Origin of the sequence: Dietzia aurantiaca (genome assembly GCF_021033825.1) — a bacterium.
Taxonomy (GTDB): Bacteria; Actinomycetota; Actinomycetes; order Mycobacteriales; family Mycobacteriaceae; genus Dietzia; species Dietzia aurantiaca.
Genome location: NZ_JAIFXZ010000001.1, coordinates 85,056 through 102,170 on the forward strand (window position 1 = coordinate 85,056; position 17,115 = coordinate 102,170).

The window sequence follows — 17,115 nt, forward strand, 5'->3', positions numbered from 1 at the left end:
GGGCTGAGGCAGGCTGGCGAGGGTGCGCGCCCTCATCGTCGGTTGGTCCAGCCCCCTCCACGGCGAGGCGACCGCGGGTGACGTTCTCGCCATGGACGTGGTCGTCCGACGCCTGCGCCGCGAGCGCATCGCGAACGACACCGCGTGGAGCGAGGTGATGTGCCCGCCGGGCGGGCTGCGTCTCGAGTACGCCGATCCGGCGGCCTACACCCACCTGGTGTTCGTGTGTGGTCCCGCGTCGGGTGAGCCGGTCGGAGAGATCCTCCGGCGGTTCGCGCACTGTCGGCGCGTCGCCGTGGACGTCAGCGTCGTCGACCACGCCGATCCGGTCGTGGCGATGTTCGACTCGGTCGTCGCCCGGGACTCTCCCGGCTCCCTGGCCCGGCGGGACCTGTCCGCCCAGATCTCCTCCGGGTCCCGGCCCGTGGTGGGCGTATATCTCACCGCCGGGCAGCAGGAGTACGGCTCACGCCGCGGCCACGACGACGTCGTGTCGACCCTGACCGCGTGGCTGGGCGGTCTCGACGCCGCGCTCATCCCGCTCGAGACTCGGCTCGACCCGCGGGATTGGCGGCTGCCGACCGGCCCGGAGCATGTCGCCTCGGTGATCGACCGACTCGACGCCGTCGTCACCATGCGGATGCACGGGCTCGTCCTCGCGCTCCACGAGGGCGTCCCGGCACTGGCCGTGGACCCGGTCCACGGCGGCGGCAAGGTGTCGGCACAGGCCTCGGCCTGGGACTGGCCCGCGGTCCTCAGCACCGGGACGCTCCGGCCGGGCGAGCTCGACCGCTGGTGGCGGTGGTGTCTGTCCGACGCCGGAAGCGCCGCCGCGCAGGCGCGCAGCGGGGACCGACCCGACGAGGGCATGCTCGACGAGCTGGTGCATGCACTGCGGTCCTGACCGGGAATCGCGTGGTCGCCCGCGACGACCGGAAGCGCCCCGGCCCCGACGCTCCTAGGGTGACCGACGTCCCCAGTCCCGATGTGTGGAGGTCCGAATTATGTCGAACCGACCCGGTGCCCGTCTCCTCGACCAGACCGCCGAGTTCCTGAGATCCGGGTACCTCTTCGCCTCCCGGGTGCGCCGCGCCGCCGGACTCGAACCGGGCTCCGACTCGCCGGTCCCCATCCGCCTGCTCGGCCGATCGTCGCTGCTCGTGCGCGGTGAGGAGGGCGTCCGGTTCTTTTACGACACCGACCTGTTCCGGCGTGACGGCGCGATGCCCGCGTTCGTTCGCGGTCCGCTGTTCGGCGCCGGCGCGGTCCACGGTCTCGACGGCGACGCGCATCGCGCGCGGAAGAACGCGCTCGCGGACCTCGCGTACGACGACTCCCGGGTCGGGGCGTTCGCCACCTGCGTCTCGGAGGAACTGGAGGAGATGCTCGCGGCGCTCTCCCGGCAGCGGTCGGGATCGGTGTACGACGCGACCACCGTCGCCTTCGGCCGCGCCGCGTTCCGGTGGGCGGGTGTGCCGGTGTCCACCGGGGAAGCCGACCGCAGGGCGCATCAGATGAGCAGGCTCCTCGACACGTTCGGACGCCCGGCCACCAATCCCCTGGCGTGGGTCGAACGGGCGAGGCTGGACCGCTGGGCCACCGGCCTGATCCGCGGCGCCCGCGACGGTGCCCGCGACGGCCACACACGCGTCGCGGCGGACTCGGTGCTGGCGGCGATCGCCGACCTGCGGGATGAGAACGGTGCTCTCGTGTCGGACCACACCGCGGCCGTCGAACTCCAGAATCTCACCCGGCCCACCGTGGCCGTCGCACGCTTCGCGGCCTTCGCCGCCGTGGCGTTGGTCGAACACCCCGACTGGGCGCGGCGGATCCGCGAGGCGACGACCGCCACCGGGCGCCTCACCGACATCCCGGAGGCGGTCGCGTTCGCCCAGGAGGTCCGGCGGGTGTACCCGTTCGTTCCGATGCTGCCCGCCCTCGCCGCGGTCGACACCGAGATCGGCGGCTGTCCCGTCCACCGCGGCCAACGCGTGTTCCTGGATATTCTCGGCACCAACACGGACCCGAATCACTGGGACGACGCCGGGACATTCGATCCGGAGCGGTTCCTCGACGTGGCCGACGCCGAGGAACTCGCGGCGTTCATCCCCCAGGGCGGCGCCGGGGTGCGCACCGGGCACCGCTGTCCCGGCGAGAAGATCGCCGTCACCGCCCTGTCCGCGACCGTCGCCGCGCTGTGCCGCCCCGGCGTCGAGATCAGCGACGACGCCGACGACCTGACGTTCCCGTGGACCCGGATGTTGACCCGCCCCGCCACCGGCGTGCGGCTGCGCTACCGCGCAACCGTCACCACCTGACCAACGGATCCGGCCGGCGGCCGCCGGACGCGGTCGCGGGTATGTACTGGCCCACCGGGTCCTGGCGACACAGATCAGGGCAGGTCAGCGCAGGCGTGGGCAGATCAGGGCAGGACGCCGAGCAGCCGCGCGCGGGCGACGGACTCCATGCGTGACCGCGTGCCCAGCTTGGTGCCGATGTTGCGCAGGTACGCCTTGATCGTCTCGGGAGACAGCGACAATCGCGCGCCCACCTCGGCATTGGAGCATCCCAACGCGACCTGGGCGAGCACGTCGATCTCCCGCGGCGAGAGAACCGGCTTGTCCTGGACCGGAGTGTCCGCGGCGTCCGGGGCCCTGCCGACCCCCGCGAGCGCGGAGCCGGCCGCGAGCAGCCGATTCCGCAGCGCGGCGTCGCCCAGTTCCGCGGCGATCGCCCGGAGTTCGCCGTGCAGCATCCTGATCTGCTCGCGGTCGGTCGCCTCCAATCCGGCGCCCTGCTCGGCGGCGGCCAGATCGGCCATCCGGAGCCGACGGTCCACCTCGTCACGGATCTGGAACTCCGACGACAGCTCCGCGGCCACGGAGGTGAAAGTCCGCGCGACCTGATCCCCCAGCTGGGTTGCCACTCGCGCCGAGCCGTACAGGATCGTCCGCGCCACCCCGGAGACCATGACCGGCACCGAGATGATCGCCCGGAGCCCCTCGAGCTCCACCGCGGCCGCGTAGTCGCGGGTGATGCTGGAGCAGTCCTCGTAGTCCCGCACGGTCGCGGGACGACCGGAGGCCATGACGTGGCCGCCGAGCCCACGCCCCTTGGCCACGGCCAGGCCCTGCATCGAACTGGTGCGGGCGCCGATGAACCGGGTCAGCTGCGCGGTCTCGCCGTCGGCCTCGCCGGCGAACACCATCGGCAACCCGGATTCCTGCCGGACTCTCCGAAGGGCGCCGAGCACGGCGTCCGAGTCCTTGGGGCGGTGGGTGGACATGGTCTTCTCTCCCGAGGGTTACAGGTGGTCAGCTCCCCGCGGACTCGCGGATGCTGGTGATGATGGCACTGAAGTCCTTGCCGCCGTTGTCCTGCGCGAACTCGTCGTACAGGGCTGCCGCCGCCGCGCCGAGCGGAGCGACCGTTCCCGTGCTCTCCAGAGCCGCGAGAGCGAGCCCCAGATCCTTGTTCATCAGGGCCGTGGCGAAGCCGGGTGTGAAGTCGTTGTTGGCCGGAGAGGTGGGCACCGGTCCGGGAACCGGGCAGTTGGTGTGCAGCGCCCAGCTGTTGCCGGTGGCCCCGGTGACGACGTCGAACAGCGCCTGGTGCTCCAGCCCGAGCCGCTCGGCGAGGACGAACGCCTCACCGATCGCGATCTGGTGGACCGCGAGAACCATATTGTTACAGACCTTCGCCGCCTGACCGGCACCGGCGGCACCGCAGTGGATGACCTTGCCGGCCATGGGCTCGAGAATCGGCTGCGCCGCGGCGAAGGCCTCGTCCTCGCCACCGACCATGAAGGCCAGGGTCCCCGCGGTGGCGCCCTTGACACCGCCGGAGACCGGGGCGTCCACCTGCAGCATGCCGGCGGCGACGGCCGTGGAATGCACCGCACGCGCGTCGTCGACCGAGATCGTCGAGGAGTCGATGAACAACGTCCCCTTCCCGGCCTTGGGCAGTACCTCCTCGTAGGTCGAGGTGACCAACGCGCCGTTGGGCAGCATCGTGATGACCACCGACGCCCCCTCGACGGCCTCGGCCGGCGAGGCGCACACGGTCACACCCGCGTCCCGCGCGGCGTTCTGGGCGGCCTCGACCGGGTCGAAGCCGCGGACCTCGTGGCCCGCCCCGACCAGATTGGCCGCCATGGGCCCACCCATGTTGCCGAGGCCGAGGAACGCCACCGTCTGCGAACCGTTGTTCATGTCCTACGCTCCCAGTCCGCGTGCGGCGACGGCCCGGCCGACGACGACACGCATGATCTCATTCGTCCCCTCCAGGATGCGGTGCACCCGGAGATCTCGCACGATCTTCTCGATTCCGTACTCGGCCAGGTACCCGTAGCCGCCGAACAGCTGCAGCGCCCGGTCGGCGATGTCGAAGCACCGATCGGTCACGAACAGCTTGGCCATCGCGCACAGTTCGACGTGGTCCGGCTCCTTGGCGTCCAGGGCCGCGGCGGCGCGCCACAACATGAGTCGACTGGCCTCGAGCTCGGTGGCCATCTCGGCCAGGGTGAACCGGATGGTCGGCTCGTCGATGAGCGCACCACCGAACGCCTCGCGATCGCGCAGATGGGCAACCGCCTGCGCGTACGCCTGCTGGGCGCCGCCCAGCGAACACGCCGCGATGTTGATGCGGCCGCCGTTGAGTCCCCGCATGGCGATGGTGAAGCCGAGGCCCTCGCCACCGGTGTCCGCTCCGCCGATGAGGTTGGCGGCCGGCACGCGGACGCCCTCCATGATCACCTGAGCGGTGGGCTGTGCGTTCCAGCCCATCTTCTGCTCGTCCGGGCCGAAACTCAGCCCCTCGGAATCGGCCGGGACGATGAACGTCGAGATGCCCTTCGCGCCGGGATCGCCGGTGCGGGCCATCACGACGTACACGTCCGACTGTCCGCCACCGGAGATGAACTGCTTTGTGCCGGTGAGCACGTACTCGGCGTTCGGGCCGTCGCCCTCCCGGACCGCCCTGGTCCGCAGCGCCGCCGCATCCGAACCCGCGCCCGGCTCCGTGAGGCAGTAGCTCGCGAAGAGCTCCATCGAGGCCAGCTTCGGGATCCACTGCCGCCGCTGCTCGTCGGTGCCGAACTCGTCGATCATCCACACGCACATGTTGTGGATCGACAGGTACGCCGCCACCGACGGGCAGCCGCGGGCGAGCTGCTCGAAGATGCGCACGCCGTCCAGACGACGCATCCCGCTGCCCCCGACGTCCTCGGAGACATAGATCGCGCCCATGCCCATCCCGGCCGCCTCGCGGAGGACGTCCTTAGGGAAATGATGGGTCGCGTCCCACTCCTGTGCCCGGGGCGCGATCCGCTTCTCGGAGAAGTCACGGGCCGCGTCGACGATGACCTTGTCGTCGTCATCAAGGGTGAACATCACTGTTCCTCTCCTACGGTGACCGACGTCAGTCCATCGTCGGGATGACGAACTCGGCACCGTCCTTGATGCCCGAGGGCCAGCGCTGCGTGACCGTCTTGACCTTGGAGTAGAACTTGATCGACTCCGGGCCGTGCTGGTTGAGGTCGCCGAATCCGGACTTCTTCCAGCCGCCGAACGTGTGGTAGGCGATCGGGACCGGGATCGGCACGTTGACGCCGACCATGCCGACCTCGACGCGGGAGACGAACTCGCGGGCGGCATCGCCGTCGCGGGTGAAGATGGCCACGCCGTTCCCGTACTCGTGCTCGTTCGGCAGACGCAGGGCGTCCTCGAAGCTCTCGGCGTGGACGATCGTGAGGACGGGCCCGAAGATCTCGTCGGTGTAGACGCTCATGTCGGTGGTGACGTTGTCCATCAGCGTGGGGCCGACGTAGTAACCGCCCGAGATGTCCTCGCCGTTGAACTCGTCGGTGTACGCACCGACGCCGCGGCCGTCGACGAGGATCTTCGCCCCGGCCTTCTCGCCCTGGTCGATGTAGTCGAGCACCCGGGCCTTGGACTCGGGCGTGACCAGCGGGCCGTAGTCCGACTGCGGGTCGTGGCTGTGGCCGACCTTGAGCTCCTTGACCTTCGGCAGCAGCTTCTCGAGCAGCTTCTCAGCGGTGCCCTCGCCGACCGGGACGGCAACCGAGATGGCCATGCAGCGCTCACCGGCCGAGCCGAAACCGGCACCGACCAGGGCGTCCGCGACCTGGTCGAAGTCCGCGTCCGGCATGATGATCGCGTGGTTCTTGGCGCCACCGAAGCACTGCGCGCGCTTGCCGGTGCGGGCCGCGTTCTCGTAGATGTACTGCGCGATCGGGGTGGAGCCGACAAAGCCGACGGCCTTGATCGTGTCGTTGTTCAGAATGGCGTCGACGGCCTCCTTGTCACCGTGCACGACCTGGAACACGCCGTCCGGCAGACCGGCCTCGGTGAACAGCTCGGCCAGGCGCACCGGCACGGACGGGTCGCGCTCGGAGGGCTTGAGCACGAACGCGTTACCGCACGCCAGCGCCGGGCCGGCCTTCCACAGCGGGATCATGGCGGGGAAGTTGAACGGGGTGATGCCGGCGACCACGCCGAGCGGCTGGCGCATCGAGTAGACGTCGACGCCCGTGCCGGCGTTCTCGGTGTACTCGCCCTTGAGCAGGTGCGGGATGCCGATGGAGAACTCGATGACCTCGAGGCCGCGCTGGACGTCGCCCCGGGCGTCCGGGGTGGTCTTGCCGTGCTCGATCGCGAGCAGTTCGGCGAGCTCGTCCATGTTCTCGTTGACCAGCGCCACGAAACGCATGAGCACGCGGGCGCGCTTCTGCGGGTTCATGGCCGCCCACTCCTTCTGGGCGACCGCGGCCTTGGCGATCACGTCGTCGACCTCGGCGGTGGTCGCCAGCGGCACGACCGCCTGTGCCTCACCGGTGCTCGGGTTGAGCACCTCCTGGCTGCGACCGCCGGTCGCGGCGACGCGCTTTCCGTTGATGTAGTGCTCGACCTGCCTGAGATCCGACATGGACGTCCTTCCTGACGTGTGGGTGGCGACCTCTGGTGGCCGCGCCCGTTCCCGTGATGATCATCACCATATACTTGCACCTCCTAGTAATCCAGGGTCGGGGCCCGGATTGCCCGCACCCCTCCCCTTTCGGGTGTACCGCGGACACACCCCCCGCCCTACTGTGAGCTGACTCACTTTACGATTCATCGACAGGAGCATCCATGCCGCCGCTCTCCACCGAGGCCACCGAACAGTTCCGCGCCGCCCGCGATTTCCTCCAGGCGAACGCCGAGAACTACGACGCCGCCCGGGCGGGATTCGTCTGGCCGGAGCTCGACGAGTGGAACTGGGCGCTGAACTGGTTCGATGTCCAGGCCGAAGGGAACGACGACCCGGCGTTGTGGATCGTCGAGGAGCACGACGGCGGCGGCGCACCGACCGAGGCCAAGTACTCGTTCGACGAGATGCGGATCCGGTCCGACCGCACCGCCAACTGGCTCCGCGACCGCGGGGTCGAGCCGGGCGACCGGATCCTGCTCATGCTCGCCAATCAGGTGGAGCTGTGGGACGTGATGCTCGCCGTGATCAAGCTCGGCGCGGTCGTCATCCCGGCCACGACGCTCCTCGCGGAGGGCGACCTGCGGGATCGCATCGCGCGCGGCGGGATCAAGCACGTGATCGCCCGCGCCGAACTCGCCGAGCGATTCGCGTCGATCTCCGGCGACTACCAGCGCATCTCCGTCGGCGGAGCCGCGCAATCGGACTCCGTCGGCGGAGCCGCGCAATCGGACACCGTCGGCGGAGCCGCTGAAGGCTGGACCGACATCGCGGCCGCGATGGACGCCTCGCCGGACTTCCAGCCGAGCCACACCACCCGCGCGGACGACACCCTGCTGCTCTACTTCACCTCGGGCACCACCAGTAAGCCCAAGCTTGTCGAGCACACGCACGCCTCGTACCCGGCCGGCCACCTGTCGACCATGTACTGGATCGGTCTGCAGCCGGGCGATGTCCACCTCAACGTCTCCTCGCCCGGCTGGGCCAAGCACGCCTGGTCCAACGTGTTCGCGCCGTGGATCGCGGGCTCGTGCGTCTTCCTGTACAACTACTCCCGCTTCGACGCCACCGCGATGATGCGCGAGATGGACCGCTGTGGCGTGACCAGCCTGTGCTGCCCGCCCACCGTGTGGCGCATGCTCATCCAGGCCGACCTGGCGCAGCTGAAGAACCCGCCGCGCCTGGCCGTCGGAGCCGGCGAGCCCCTGAACCCGGAGGTGATCGGCCGGGTCCGCGACGCCTGGGGGGTGACGATCCGCGACGGCTTCGGTCAGACCGAGACGACCGTGCAGATCGCCAACACCCCGGGCCAGCCGATCAAGGACGGCTCGATGGGCCGCCCCTGCCCGGGCTTCGACGTGGCGCTCGTCGATCCCGCGACCGGCCGGGAGGTCACCGAGGACGGTGCCGAGGGCGAGATCTGCCTGCGTATGGATCCCCGCCCGCTGGGCTTGATGGTCGGTTACCACGGCGACCCCGAGCGCACCGAGGCCGCGTACGCCGACGGTTTCTACCACACCGGTGACGTGGGCTCGCGGGACTCGGACGGGTACATCACCTACGTCGGCCGCACCGACGACGTGTTCAAGTCGTCGGACTACCGGATCTCCCCGTTCGAGCTGGAATCTGTGCTGCTCGAGCACCCGGCGGTCGCGGAGGCGGCGGTGGTCCCCTCCCCCGATCCGGTCCGGCTGAGCGTGCCCAAGGCCTTCGTCGTCCTCGCCGGAGACTGGGCGCCGGACGAGAACACGGCCCGCGAGATCTTCGAGTACTCGCGCACCCATCTGGCGGGCTACAAGCGGATCCGCCGCCTGCAGTTCACGGATCTGCCCAAGACCATCTCGGGCAAGATCCGGCGCGTGGAGCTGCGCAGGGGCGAGGTCGACAACGGCCCGTCCGTCGACTTCCCCGGCGAGTTCCGCGAGGACGCCCTCCGCTGACACCCGCGCGCGCGGACGCCGGAACCTGCGGGCACCGGCGCGGATGCTCGTCAGCGGCGGAGGTGGACGTCGATCTCCTCGGGAGTCCAGGGTGGGCTGTCGTGGAAGTCCCGATAGGCCAGGAGCTGTGCCTCGGGGGTGGGGAACTTTCCGAGGAAGCCGCCCGAGCCGGCGAACACCCGCCCGGTGATCCCGGCGGACAATCCCGATGCCAGATAGGTGTAGAGGGGCGCCACGTACCGGGGCCCGGCGGGGTCGAGTGCACCGGCGACGCTGAGCTCGTCGAGCATCCCCCTACGCCCCAGTTCGCGGATCTTCCCCTCGTAGTCGTCGCCCTCGGACAGCCTGGTGCGCGCGCCGGGGCACACCACGTTGGCCCGTACGCCGTGCTCCGCCAGCTCCGCGGCGATCGCCATGGTCAACGACGTCACTGCGCCCTTGCCTGCCGGATACCCCGTCCCCCCGTAGTCGCCCTTCCATGCGAACGAGGACGTGGTGACGATCGTCCCCGCCCCCGCCTCGACGAAGTGAGGGGCGAACTCGCGACAGGTCGCGAAGACCGTCCCCAGGTGGGCGTCCATGAGATCGGCGAACTCGCTGTGCCCCACGGTGAGGATCGAGGACCCCGGCGGCTCGGCCACCCCGGCGCAGGCGATCAGTCCCGCCACCACCGAGTCGCCCTCGCGGGCCCGCTCGAGGAGTTCACGCGCCACCTCGGGCAGATGGGCGGATCCCGCGACACCCGTGATCCGCCCGTCCGAGCGCGCCGCCAACGCCGCGACCTGCCGCTCCAGTGCGGCGTTGTCGCGGGCGTTGAGGACGACGTCCGCACCGCGGGACGCGAGGTCCTCGGCCACTGCGGCACCGATGCCGCGGGACGAACCGGTGATCGCGAAGACCTGCCCGTCGAGGCGCAGCCGTGAACCGTCGGCGGACGGGGTCATGCGGGCGCGCCCTCGACATCGGTCCGGCGGTCCTGATCGGTTCGGTGGTCCTGATCCGTGCCGCGCGCCCGACCGGTACGTCGGTCGTGGTCGGGCGCGCGATCGGCGACGAGCGTGCGCGCCCACCCGTAGTCCGTCTTGCTACTCGGATGCCGCTCGACCTTCCCGACGACCCACAGAGCCGCCGGGACCTTGAAGCCGGCCAGGCTCCCGCGCAGTGACGCCTCGACCTCGTCGAACCGACCGTCGTGCCCGACGGCCCACTCGATCACCGCGCCGACACGATGTCCGAAGCGCTCGTCGGGAATGCCCAGCACCACAGCGTCCACGATCCCGTCCACCGCCTTCAGCGCCGCCTCGACCTCCTCGGCGAAGATCTTCTCACCGCCGGAGTTGATGACCTGGCTGCCGCGTCCGAGCATGATGATCGTGGCCGGACCGTCATAGCGGCCACGGTCCCCGGTGAACACCCGCATGGTGCCGGCGACCTCACGGAACGTCTCGGCCGACTTGGCCGGATCCTTGTAATAGCCGCTGGGCTGGTAGCCGGACTTGACGATCCAGCCGATCTCGGTCGAATCGTCGGGAAGCGGCTCGTCGAAATCGTCGACCAGTTGCAGCGTGGTGCCCCGCGGGATGCGCGGGCCGTGGTCGGTGAAGAGGGAGCCGTCGTCGAGCTCGGCCTTGGTGACGACCCCCAGGCCGCCGAAACCGCTCTCGGACGAGCCGAACGCATCCATGATCATCAGGTCCGGACGCAATCCGAGCAGGTCGGCCTTGACCGATGGGGAGAACAACGCGGCACCCGAGGAGATCATGAACATGCTCGAGGTGTCGGCCCCGCTCTCCCTGAGGCGTTCGACGATCGGGCGGACCATCGCATCCCCGGCCACGACGGCGACCTGGATCTTCTCGGACTCGATCTCCTCGAGCGCCTCGTCGGCACGGAAGTGCGGAATGTAGTGCATGGTCCCGCCGGCGAACAGCCCGGTGAAGCTCGGCATGAGGCCCGAGGTGTGGATCAGCGGCAGCAGGATGAGATAGCGCATCGGATCGCCCGCGAGTCCCGACCGCGACTGGTGGAACTCGTCCGGAACCGGTTCACCGGTGTGATAGTCAGCGCCACCGCCGAGGCTGCGCCACAGGTCCTCCTGCCGCCACATCACGCCCTTGGGCTTGCCCGTGGTGCCCCCGGTGAACACCAGGAAGAGGTCGTCGGCGCTGCGCTCGACGTCGGGCCGCTCTGGCGAGGCGGCGGCGAGGAGCGCGCGGGCGTCCAGGGCCCCGGCCGGGAGGGGCTCCACGCCGGATCCGTCGTCCACGACGATCGTGTGGCGGACGGAGTCCAGCCCCTCGGCCGCGCCGGCGACCGCGGCCCCGAACTCGCGGTGGAACACCAGCACGCAGGCATCGGAGTAGTCGTAGAGGTAGCGCAACTCGGCGCCCGAGTAGCGGTAGTTGACGCTTATCGGAACCGCACGGAGCTTGAGGATGCCGAGGATCAGTGCCAGGCAGTCCACGCCGTTGCGGAGGTGGACGGCGACGTGATCACCCGCGCCCACCCCGAGGTCGGCCAGGACGGAGCACCACCTGTTGGCCTCCTCGTCCAGCCCGGTGTACGTCAGCCGCCGGTCGTTTTCGACCACGGCCAGCCGATCGTCGCCGTACGCATCAGCGGCATGCTCGAAAAGGTCAGCCAGATTGTGTGCCATGACGGGGCCCTCCGGGATCAGGCGGTTCGGGTGGGATGCGGGGTCAGACGGGAGTGATGGGCAGGGACGTGCGTGCCGGACCGAAGTCGAAGGCCGCGCCCGTGCTGATGCGGGTCACGGCGACCTCGTCCGATTCCTTCGCGGCCACCTCTCCGAGACGCAGAACGGCCTCGAGTCGTGAGCCGTCGCCGGGCACGGCCTCGACGGTCCAGTGCGGGTCGACCGCGTGTGCGGCGGCTTCGAGCGGGCGCAGGTCGCCGGCGGCCATCAGCGGCAGCCAGGTGTCGTCGGCGAATGCGTCCGCGGAGGTGTCCCAGGAGACGGTGAGCTCGCGCCCGTCGTCGGACACCCGCGACGAGTAGCCGGTGTAGGCGGTCGGCCCGGCCAGGGGGTGGCTATCGAGGACCGCGGCGAGCCCCCGGGCGTCGGGGCCCGCGCCGAGGACGTCCCGGATGCGACCCGCGGCGACCCCCGCGATGCCCGTGGCCTGGTACGCGAGCAGCCGGTCGGCGGTCTCAAGATCCGAGCGGCGCCGGACCGACTGGTGGAACCCCACCGCGAGCAGGTGCATCTGCAGATACACCTCGCGGACGACACGGATGAGGGCCGCCGAGGTGAATTCACCGAACACAAGGTCCGTCAACAGCGGGCCCGCGTAGTCGTCGCGCTCGCCCTCGCCGGCGGTGTCCTGCGGGGCGGGCGGGTCGAACCGGAAGTCGATGAGCCGGCTGGACGCCGACTCGACCGCGGGCCCCGGCATCGGCGCCGGTGGGGCGTCCGGGTCGATCCGTACCACCCAGTGACAGTGCGGTGTCCGTCCCTCGGGGCTTCGCGGGGGTCGGTGGATCGGCTCGACGACCGCGCGGGGGTTGGTGGCCAGCGCGGTGGCCGGGAAGGTGGGGTCCTCGATGTCGTGACACATCGTCGTCACGAGCCGGTCGCCCATGGGCTCGACGTCCATCAGCGCCCCACAGTGGTCGAGCCAGAACTCGCCGTTGTCGTGGTCGGTGATCCCGTACCGGAAGTCCATGAACTCGGGCGGCGCGCCCACGTCGAGTTGGAAGCCCTTGAAGATCTCGGCGACGCCGTCACCGGTGATCGACAGCGCCTCCTTCATCCGGCGCGTGTAGTGCGGGCTGGCGGCCTGCCACTCCTCGATGGCCACGTCCCGCATGCCGTCCACGCCGAACTCGCCGAGCAGCGCGGGCATCCCCGCCCTGTCGATGAGCTGCCCGATCAGCAGGAGGTCGGGCAGCAACCGGGCGAGTGAGGCGTGGTCCAGGGTCTCGAGCGGATCCGGGCGCGACAGCCGGGCCATGGGGCTCAGACCTCGTCCGGGCTCGACACCGGCCAGAGCGGGGCCGGGCTGTCCTCGATGCGGTACCAACCGGCGGGCTTCCCGCCGGCGCCCTCGAAGCGGGCCTTCATGGAATCGGTGAGCGCATCGGCCTCGTACATGCGCATGAACAGGTCCACGACGTTGCCGAAGTCGAAGAAGTCGCGGTGCCAGGCCCACTGCTGGTTGCCGTTGTAGAGGAACCACGATCCGCCCAGCCCGTGCACCTCGTACGGCCGGCCGGTCTTCGGGTCGACGGTGCCGCGCGCGATCTGCTTCCACAGACAGAGCACGTCACCGGTCTCGGGGTCGATGATCGTCCGGATGTACGGGTACTCCCAGCCGTCGAGTCCCGCCATCTCCTGGCCGAGCGCGATGTCCCGGATCTCGTCACGGCCGACGGCCATGAAGTCGTCCTTGGTGCCGTAGTTCCAGCCGTAGGTGGCGTCCTCGGCGTAGAACGACTCCAGCGGTCGCCAGTCCTTGTTCCGCTCGCACTCGGCGTTCGCGTCCACCCATTTCTGGACGAAAGCGGCGATCTCTGCACGGTCGTATCGGGTCACGTCACTCGTCTCCTGGTTTCTCAGTTCTCGACCAGGCGGAGTGCCTGTGTCGGGCAGTACCTGACGGCGTCCTTGACGGCCGCCAGCTGGTCGTCGGGGATCTCGCCACGCTTGGCGCGGACCTTGGCCTCGGAGCCCTTGCCGACCGTGAACCAGTCGGGGGCCTCCGCCTGGCACTCGGCGTGCCCCTGGCACAGGTCGAAATCGACCTCGACTCTCATCGCGTCCTCCTGTTCCCTCAGCGCTGTCGCCGGCGGTAGCGGACCACGCACGGCCTGGCCAGCTGGACGACCATCTTGGAGTGGTCGTTGTGGTAGCTCTCGGCGGGCTGGGCGAGTTCGAATTCGTACTCGCGCAGTAGTACGGAGAAGATCGCTTTGATCTGCAGTTGGGCGAATGCCGCGCCGACGCACCGGTGCCGCCCGGCGCCGAACGGGATCCAGGTCCACCTGTTGACGATGTCCTCCTGCCGCGGCTCGGCATAGCGGTCCGGGTCGAAGGCGTCGGCGTCCGGGAAGTCCTCGGGCAGTCGATTGGACACCGCCGGCGAGGCGGCCACCGTCTGTCCGGCACGCACCACGTAGTCGCCGATCCGCACGTCCTCCTGGGCGACCCGCATGAGGATGATGAGCGGCGGATGCAGGCGGAGCGTTTCCTTGAGCGCGTTCTCCACCTTGGGCATCTGGCGGAGCGCACCGAACGAGTACTCGGCGCCATCGGAGTAGATCTCGTCGAGCTCGGCCACGACCTCGGCCAGGTAGTCCGGGTTCCGGAGAAGCTCGATGAGCATCCACGCACTGGTGCCGGAGGTGGTGTGGTGACCGGCGAACATCATCGAGATGAAGATGCCGGTGACCTCGTCCGGGGTGAACCGGAACGTCCCGTCCTCGTTCTTGACCGAGACCAACACGTCCAGCAGATCCCGGTCGTCCTTGTCCGCCGGCGGGTTGGCGATCCGCTCGTCCATGATCGCCGAGACCAGCTCCACCAGGCCTTCGCGGGCGGCGTCGCGCCTGCGGAACGAGGGGATGTCGGCGTACGGGTCGATGTACGCGTGGGGGTCCGTGCCCTGCTCGAGGTCGTGGTAGAGGTGGGCGAACCGGGCGTCGAGCTGCTCGCGGAACTTCGGTCCGATCAGGCACGCGGACGAGGTGTATATGGTCAGCTCGGAGAACCACTCGAGCAGGTCGATCTCGCCCTCGTCGCCCCACTCGGCCACCATCCGCTCGACCTCGCGCGGGATGGTCTGCGCGTGCTGACGCATGTGCTCGCCGCGCAGCGCGGTGTTGTGGAGCATCTCCGAGCGCCGCTCGGGGCTGGCGTCGAAGACGACGCCCTCGCCGAACACCGGCGTCATGAACGGGTAGGCGGCCGCCTGGTCCAGGGATTCGTCCGGGGCTCGGAAGAACGCCTCGTTGGCGGCGGCGCCCGAGGCCAGGCAGATGTCGCGGTCGGCGATCCTGAAGATCCCGAGATCCCCGCATTCCTCGCGCACCCGCCAGAACAGACTGATCGGGTCGGCGCGCAGCTCGTCCATGTGCCCGAGCTCGCCTTCACCGCCGGAGACTCGTCCCGGCTCGGCGAGCGTGGAGAAGTCCGGGAACTCTACGGGGTTGCCGGTGCTGGTCACGAGTAGTCCTCCTCGATGGGGGCCTCCGGCTGGATCTCCAGCTCGGTGATCTGTGCGCCTCGGGGCATCGACACCATCGCGGCGACGCCCCGGGCGAGGTCGGCGGGTTTGCACATGCGTGGATGACGCCCGAAGCCGTGGCGTACCCAGTCGTTGATGACGGATTCGGCGGTCTCCGGGTCGAACTCGGTGCCCATCTCGGTCATCACCGGCCCTGGGCGGACCACGCCGAGCCGGACCCCGGTGCCCTCGAGCTCCTTGCGGGCCTGGTTGGCCATGTTCTCCAGCCCGGCCTTGGCGGCGACGTAGGCGCCGGAGCGGGGGCGGGCGGTGTAGGCCACGTCGGATCCGATGACGACGACGTCGCCGCGGCGGCGGTCGACCATTCCGGGCACGATCGCGTGGAGCAGCCGGTGCACGGACAACAGATGGATGTCGAGCTGGGCTGCGAACTCCCCGGGGTCCATCTCCCAGACCCTCGCCATCGTGAGCGTTCCCGCGCTGGAGACCAGCACCTCGGGATCGCCGTAGGCCTCGGTCGCGGCGGCGACGAAGTCCGCCACCGAGCCGGCGTCGGTGACGTCGACCGCGCATGCCGTGGCCTCGCCGCCTGCCTCACGGATCGTGGCGACGAGCTCGTCGAGGCGGGCGGCACGGCGGGCGCCCACGACGACGGGGTGGCCCAGAGCGGCGAGCGCTTCGGCGCTGGCGCGGCCGATGCCCGACGAGGCCCCGGTGACCAGGGCCGGCCGGACCGCGTTGTCCAGTTGGGGCGGGAAACGCAGACTCATCGGTGCCGCACCTCGACCCGCATCGGCAGGTGTGCGAACCCGCGCACGTTGGAGGAGTGCACGCGCTCCGCGCCGGACAGCAGTTCGTACCCGGTGATGGAGGTGGCGATCATGTCCAGGGCGACGCGGCCCTCCAGCCGGGCGAGATGGGCGCCCAGGCAGAAGTGGGGGCCCTGGCCGAAGCTCAAGCTGGCGGAGGTGTCCCGGGTCAGGTCGAAGACGTCCCCGTCGGGGAACACGTCCTCGTCCCGGTTCGCCGATCCGATGAGCATCAGGACCTTCTGGTCCGCGGGAATCGTCACCCCGCGGATCGTGGTCTCGGTCGTGGTGGTGCGCAGGATCATCTGGCTCGAGGTGTCGAAGCGCAGCGTCTCCTCCACCCACTGCGTGACCATCGCCGGGTCATCCAGGACGAGGCGGGACTGCGCGGGGTACTCGTGGCCCCAGAACAGGGCGTTCGCCAGGAGCTTGGTGGTGGTCTCGTTGCCGGCCACGACCATGAGGAACAGGAAGGACAGGATCTCGTCCTCGTCCAACTTCTCGCCGTCGATCTCCGCGTCGATCAGCGCCGACGTGAGGTCCTCGGTGCGTGACCTACGCCGTTCGGCGACCATGCCCTGGTAGTAGGTGATGAGATCCAGCGCCGCGACCATCGACTCCTGGGGGACGTCCTGGACGCCCTCCTCTCGGTGCATCACCAGGTCCGCCAGCCGTCGCAGTTCCGCGCGGTCCGCCTCGGGCACGCCCATGAGGTCGGAGATGACGTCCATCGGGAGCTTGCCCGCGTAGTCGTCGACGAAATCGAACGATTCGCCGTCGCGGGAGCGCTCGAGGCACTCGTCCCAGTACTCCCGGGAGATCTTCTCGATACCCTCGCGCAGCGCGTCCACCCGCCGGGAGGTGAAGCCCTTGCTGACCAGCCGGCGCAGGCGGGCGTGGCGGGGATCGTCCATGGCGAGGAACGACATGGTCTTGTAGGCGTGCGGTCCGTACGCGGCGGGGTCGAGCGAGACCCCCCTACCGCTGGAGAAGACCTCGGGATCGCGGAACGCCTCGCGCACATCGGAGTACTTGCTCAGCGCCCAGAAATCGAGCTCCGCGTTGCGGTAGACGGGCGCCTCGTTCCGGAGACGGGCGTAGAAGGGATACGGATCCTCGTGTACCGCGTAATCATACGGACTGAACACGAGCGGAGCGGGGGTTGCGGTGGTCATA

The 17,115-nt window shown here is 69.8% G+C and carries 15 protein-coding genes; 3 read left to right on the top strand and 12 right to left on the bottom strand.

Annotation, left to right across the window (positions count from 1 at the left end; all coding sequences use genetic code 11):
- The first annotated feature begins 22 nt into the window (after positions 1-22).
- Together K3888_RS17780 and K3888_RS00450 are read left to right on the top strand one after the other, a co-directional pair.
- The gene (locus K3888_RS17780) at positions 23-904 is read left to right on the top strand and encodes a polysaccharide pyruvyl transferase family protein (RefSeq protein WP_230928261.1); all 882 of its coding nucleotides are present in this window, start codon (positions 23-25) and stop codon (positions 902-904) included.
- A 100-nt stretch (positions 905-1,004) separates the two neighbouring features.
- Complete coding sequence (locus K3888_RS00450) at positions 1,005-2,318, top strand: cytochrome P450 (RefSeq protein ID WP_230928262.1); 1,314 nt, start codon at positions 1,005-1,007, stop codon at positions 2,316-2,318.
- A 104-nt stretch (positions 2,319-2,422) separates the two neighbouring features.
- On the opposite strand, the gene K3888_RS00455 is transcribed toward K3888_RS00450, so the two are convergent.
- Genes K3888_RS00455 through K3888_RS00470 form a run of 4 tightly spaced genes read right to left on the bottom strand, consistent with a single transcriptional unit; the run spans position 2,423 to position 6,945 of the window.
- Positions 2,423-3,286, bottom strand: a complete 864-nt coding sequence (locus tag K3888_RS00455) for a LuxR C-terminal-related transcriptional regulator (protein ID WP_230928263.1) — start codon at positions 3,284-3,286, stop codon at positions 2,423-2,425.
- A 28-nt stretch (positions 3,287-3,314) separates the two neighbouring features.
- Entirely contained in the window at positions 3,315-4,211 is an 897-nt protein-coding gene (gene mmsB / locus K3888_RS00460; RefSeq protein ID WP_230928264.1) for a 3-hydroxyisobutyrate dehydrogenase, read from the bottom strand.
- Positions 4,212-4,214: 3 nt separating this feature from the next.
- Complete coding sequence (locus K3888_RS00465; RefSeq protein ID WP_230928265.1) at positions 4,215-5,390, bottom strand: acyl-CoA dehydrogenase family protein; 1,176 nt, start codon at positions 5,388-5,390, stop codon at positions 4,215-4,217.
- A gap of 28 nt (positions 5,391-5,418) precedes the next feature.
- A complete protein-coding gene (locus K3888_RS00470; RefSeq protein WP_230928266.1) occupies positions 5,419-6,945 on the bottom strand; it encodes a CoA-acylating methylmalonate-semialdehyde dehydrogenase in 1,527 nt (508 codons plus the stop codon).
- 203 nt (positions 6,946-7,148) lie between these two features.
- Here K3888_RS00470 and K3888_RS00475 point away from each other — a divergent pair, with 203 nt between their 5' ends.
- The gene (locus K3888_RS00475; RefSeq protein WP_230928267.1) at positions 7,149-8,924 is read left to right on the top strand and encodes an AMP-binding protein; all 1,776 of its coding nucleotides are present in this window, start codon (positions 7,149-7,151) and stop codon (positions 8,922-8,924) included.
- A 50-nt stretch (positions 8,925-8,974) separates the two neighbouring features.
- Here the strand turns inward: K3888_RS00475 and K3888_RS00480 are convergent, their stop codons facing one another.
- From K3888_RS00480 to K3888_RS00515, 8 genes are all read right to left on the bottom strand, one after another.
- Complete coding sequence (locus K3888_RS00480; RefSeq protein ID WP_230928268.1) at positions 8,975-9,868, bottom strand: SDR family NAD(P)-dependent oxidoreductase; 894 nt, start codon at positions 9,866-9,868, stop codon at positions 8,975-8,977.
- Entirely contained in the window at positions 9,865-11,580 is a 1,716-nt protein-coding gene (locus K3888_RS00485) for an AMP-binding protein (protein ID WP_230928269.1), read from the bottom strand. Before K3888_RS00485 ends, K3888_RS00480 begins: the two co-directional genes overlap by 4 nt.
- 43 nt (positions 11,581-11,623) lie before the next feature.
- Complete coding sequence (locus K3888_RS00490) at positions 11,624-12,898, bottom strand: hypothetical protein (RefSeq protein ID WP_230928270.1); 1,275 nt, start codon at positions 12,896-12,898, stop codon at positions 11,624-11,626.
- 5 nt (positions 12,899-12,903) lie between these two features.
- Positions 12,904-13,479, bottom strand: a complete 576-nt coding sequence (locus K3888_RS00495) for a nuclear transport factor 2-like protein (RefSeq protein WP_230928271.1) — start codon at positions 13,477-13,479, stop codon at positions 12,904-12,906.
- 20 nt (positions 13,480-13,499) lie between these two features.
- Positions 13,500-13,700, bottom strand: a complete 201-nt coding sequence (locus K3888_RS00500; RefSeq protein ID WP_230928272.1) for a ferredoxin — start codon at positions 13,698-13,700, stop codon at positions 13,500-13,502.
- A gap of 17 nt (positions 13,701-13,717) precedes the next feature.
- Complete coding sequence (gene cyp51 / locus K3888_RS00505; RefSeq protein WP_230928650.1) at positions 13,718-15,016, bottom strand: lanosterol 14-alpha demethylase; 1,299 nt, start codon at positions 15,014-15,016, stop codon at positions 13,718-13,720.
- Between the two features lie 89 nt (positions 15,017-15,105).
- Positions 15,106-15,900 (bottom strand): SDR family oxidoreductase, encoded by a 795-nt coding sequence (locus K3888_RS00510; protein ID WP_230928273.1) that lies wholly within the window; start codon positions 15,898-15,900, stop codon positions 15,106-15,108.
- Entirely contained in the window at positions 15,897-17,114 is a 1,218-nt protein-coding gene (locus K3888_RS00515) for a cytochrome P450 (RefSeq protein ID WP_230928274.1), read from the bottom strand. Before K3888_RS00515 ends, K3888_RS00510 begins: the two co-directional genes overlap by 4 nt.
- Position 17,115: the final 1 nt, after the last annotated feature.

What these genes read in the sequence shown, in the direction of transcription:
- K3888_RS00490 (WP_230928270.1), bottom strand. Translation starts at nt 12,898, where the DNA reads ATGGCCCGGCTGTCGCGCCCGGATCCGCTCGAGACCCTGGACCACGCC.
- cyp51 (WP_230928650.1), bottom strand. Translation starts at nt 15,016, where the DNA reads ATGGACGAGCTGCGCGCCGACCCGATCAGTCTGTTCTGGCGGGTGCGC.
- K3888_RS00470 (WP_230928266.1), bottom strand. Translation starts at nt 6,945, where the DNA reads ATGTCGGATCTCAGGCAGGTCGAGCACTACATCAACGGAAAGCGCGTC.
- mmsB (WP_230928264.1), bottom strand. Translation starts at nt 4,211, where the DNA reads ATGAACAACGGTTCGCAGACGGTGGCGTTCCTCGGCCTCGGCAACATG.
- K3888_RS00450 (WP_230928262.1), top strand. Translation starts at nt 1,005, where the DNA reads ATGTCGAACCGACCCGGTGCCCGTCTCCTCGACCAGACCGCCGAGTTC.
- K3888_RS00475 (WP_230928267.1), top strand. Translation starts at nt 7,149, where the DNA reads ATGCCGCCGCTCTCCACCGAGGCCACCGAACAGTTCCGCGCCGCCCGC.
- K3888_RS00485 (WP_230928269.1), bottom strand. Translation starts at nt 11,580, where the DNA reads ATGGCACACAATCTGGCTGACCTTTTCGAGCATGCCGCTGATGCGTAC.
- K3888_RS00480 (WP_230928268.1), bottom strand. Translation starts at nt 9,868, where the DNA reads ATGACCCCGTCCGCCGACGGTTCACGGCTGCGCCTCGACGGGCAGGTC.
- K3888_RS00515 (WP_230928274.1), bottom strand. Translation starts at nt 17,114, where the DNA reads ATGACCACCGCAACCCCCGCTCCGCTCGTGTTCAGTCCGTATGATTAC.
- K3888_RS00510 (WP_230928273.1), bottom strand. Translation starts at nt 15,900, where the DNA reads ATGAGTCTGCGTTTCCCGCCCCAACTGGACAACGCGGTCCGGCCGGCC.
- K3888_RS00500 (WP_230928272.1), bottom strand. Translation starts at nt 13,700, where the DNA reads ATGAGAGTCGAGGTCGATTTCGACCTGTGCCAGGGGCACGCCGAGTGC.
- K3888_RS00455 (WP_230928263.1), bottom strand. Translation starts at nt 3,286, where the DNA reads ATGTCCACCCACCGCCCCAAGGACTCGGACGCCGTGCTCGGCGCCCTT.
- K3888_RS00465 (WP_230928265.1), bottom strand. Translation starts at nt 5,390, where the DNA reads ATGTTCACCCTTGATGACGACGACAAGGTCATCGTCGACGCGGCCCGT.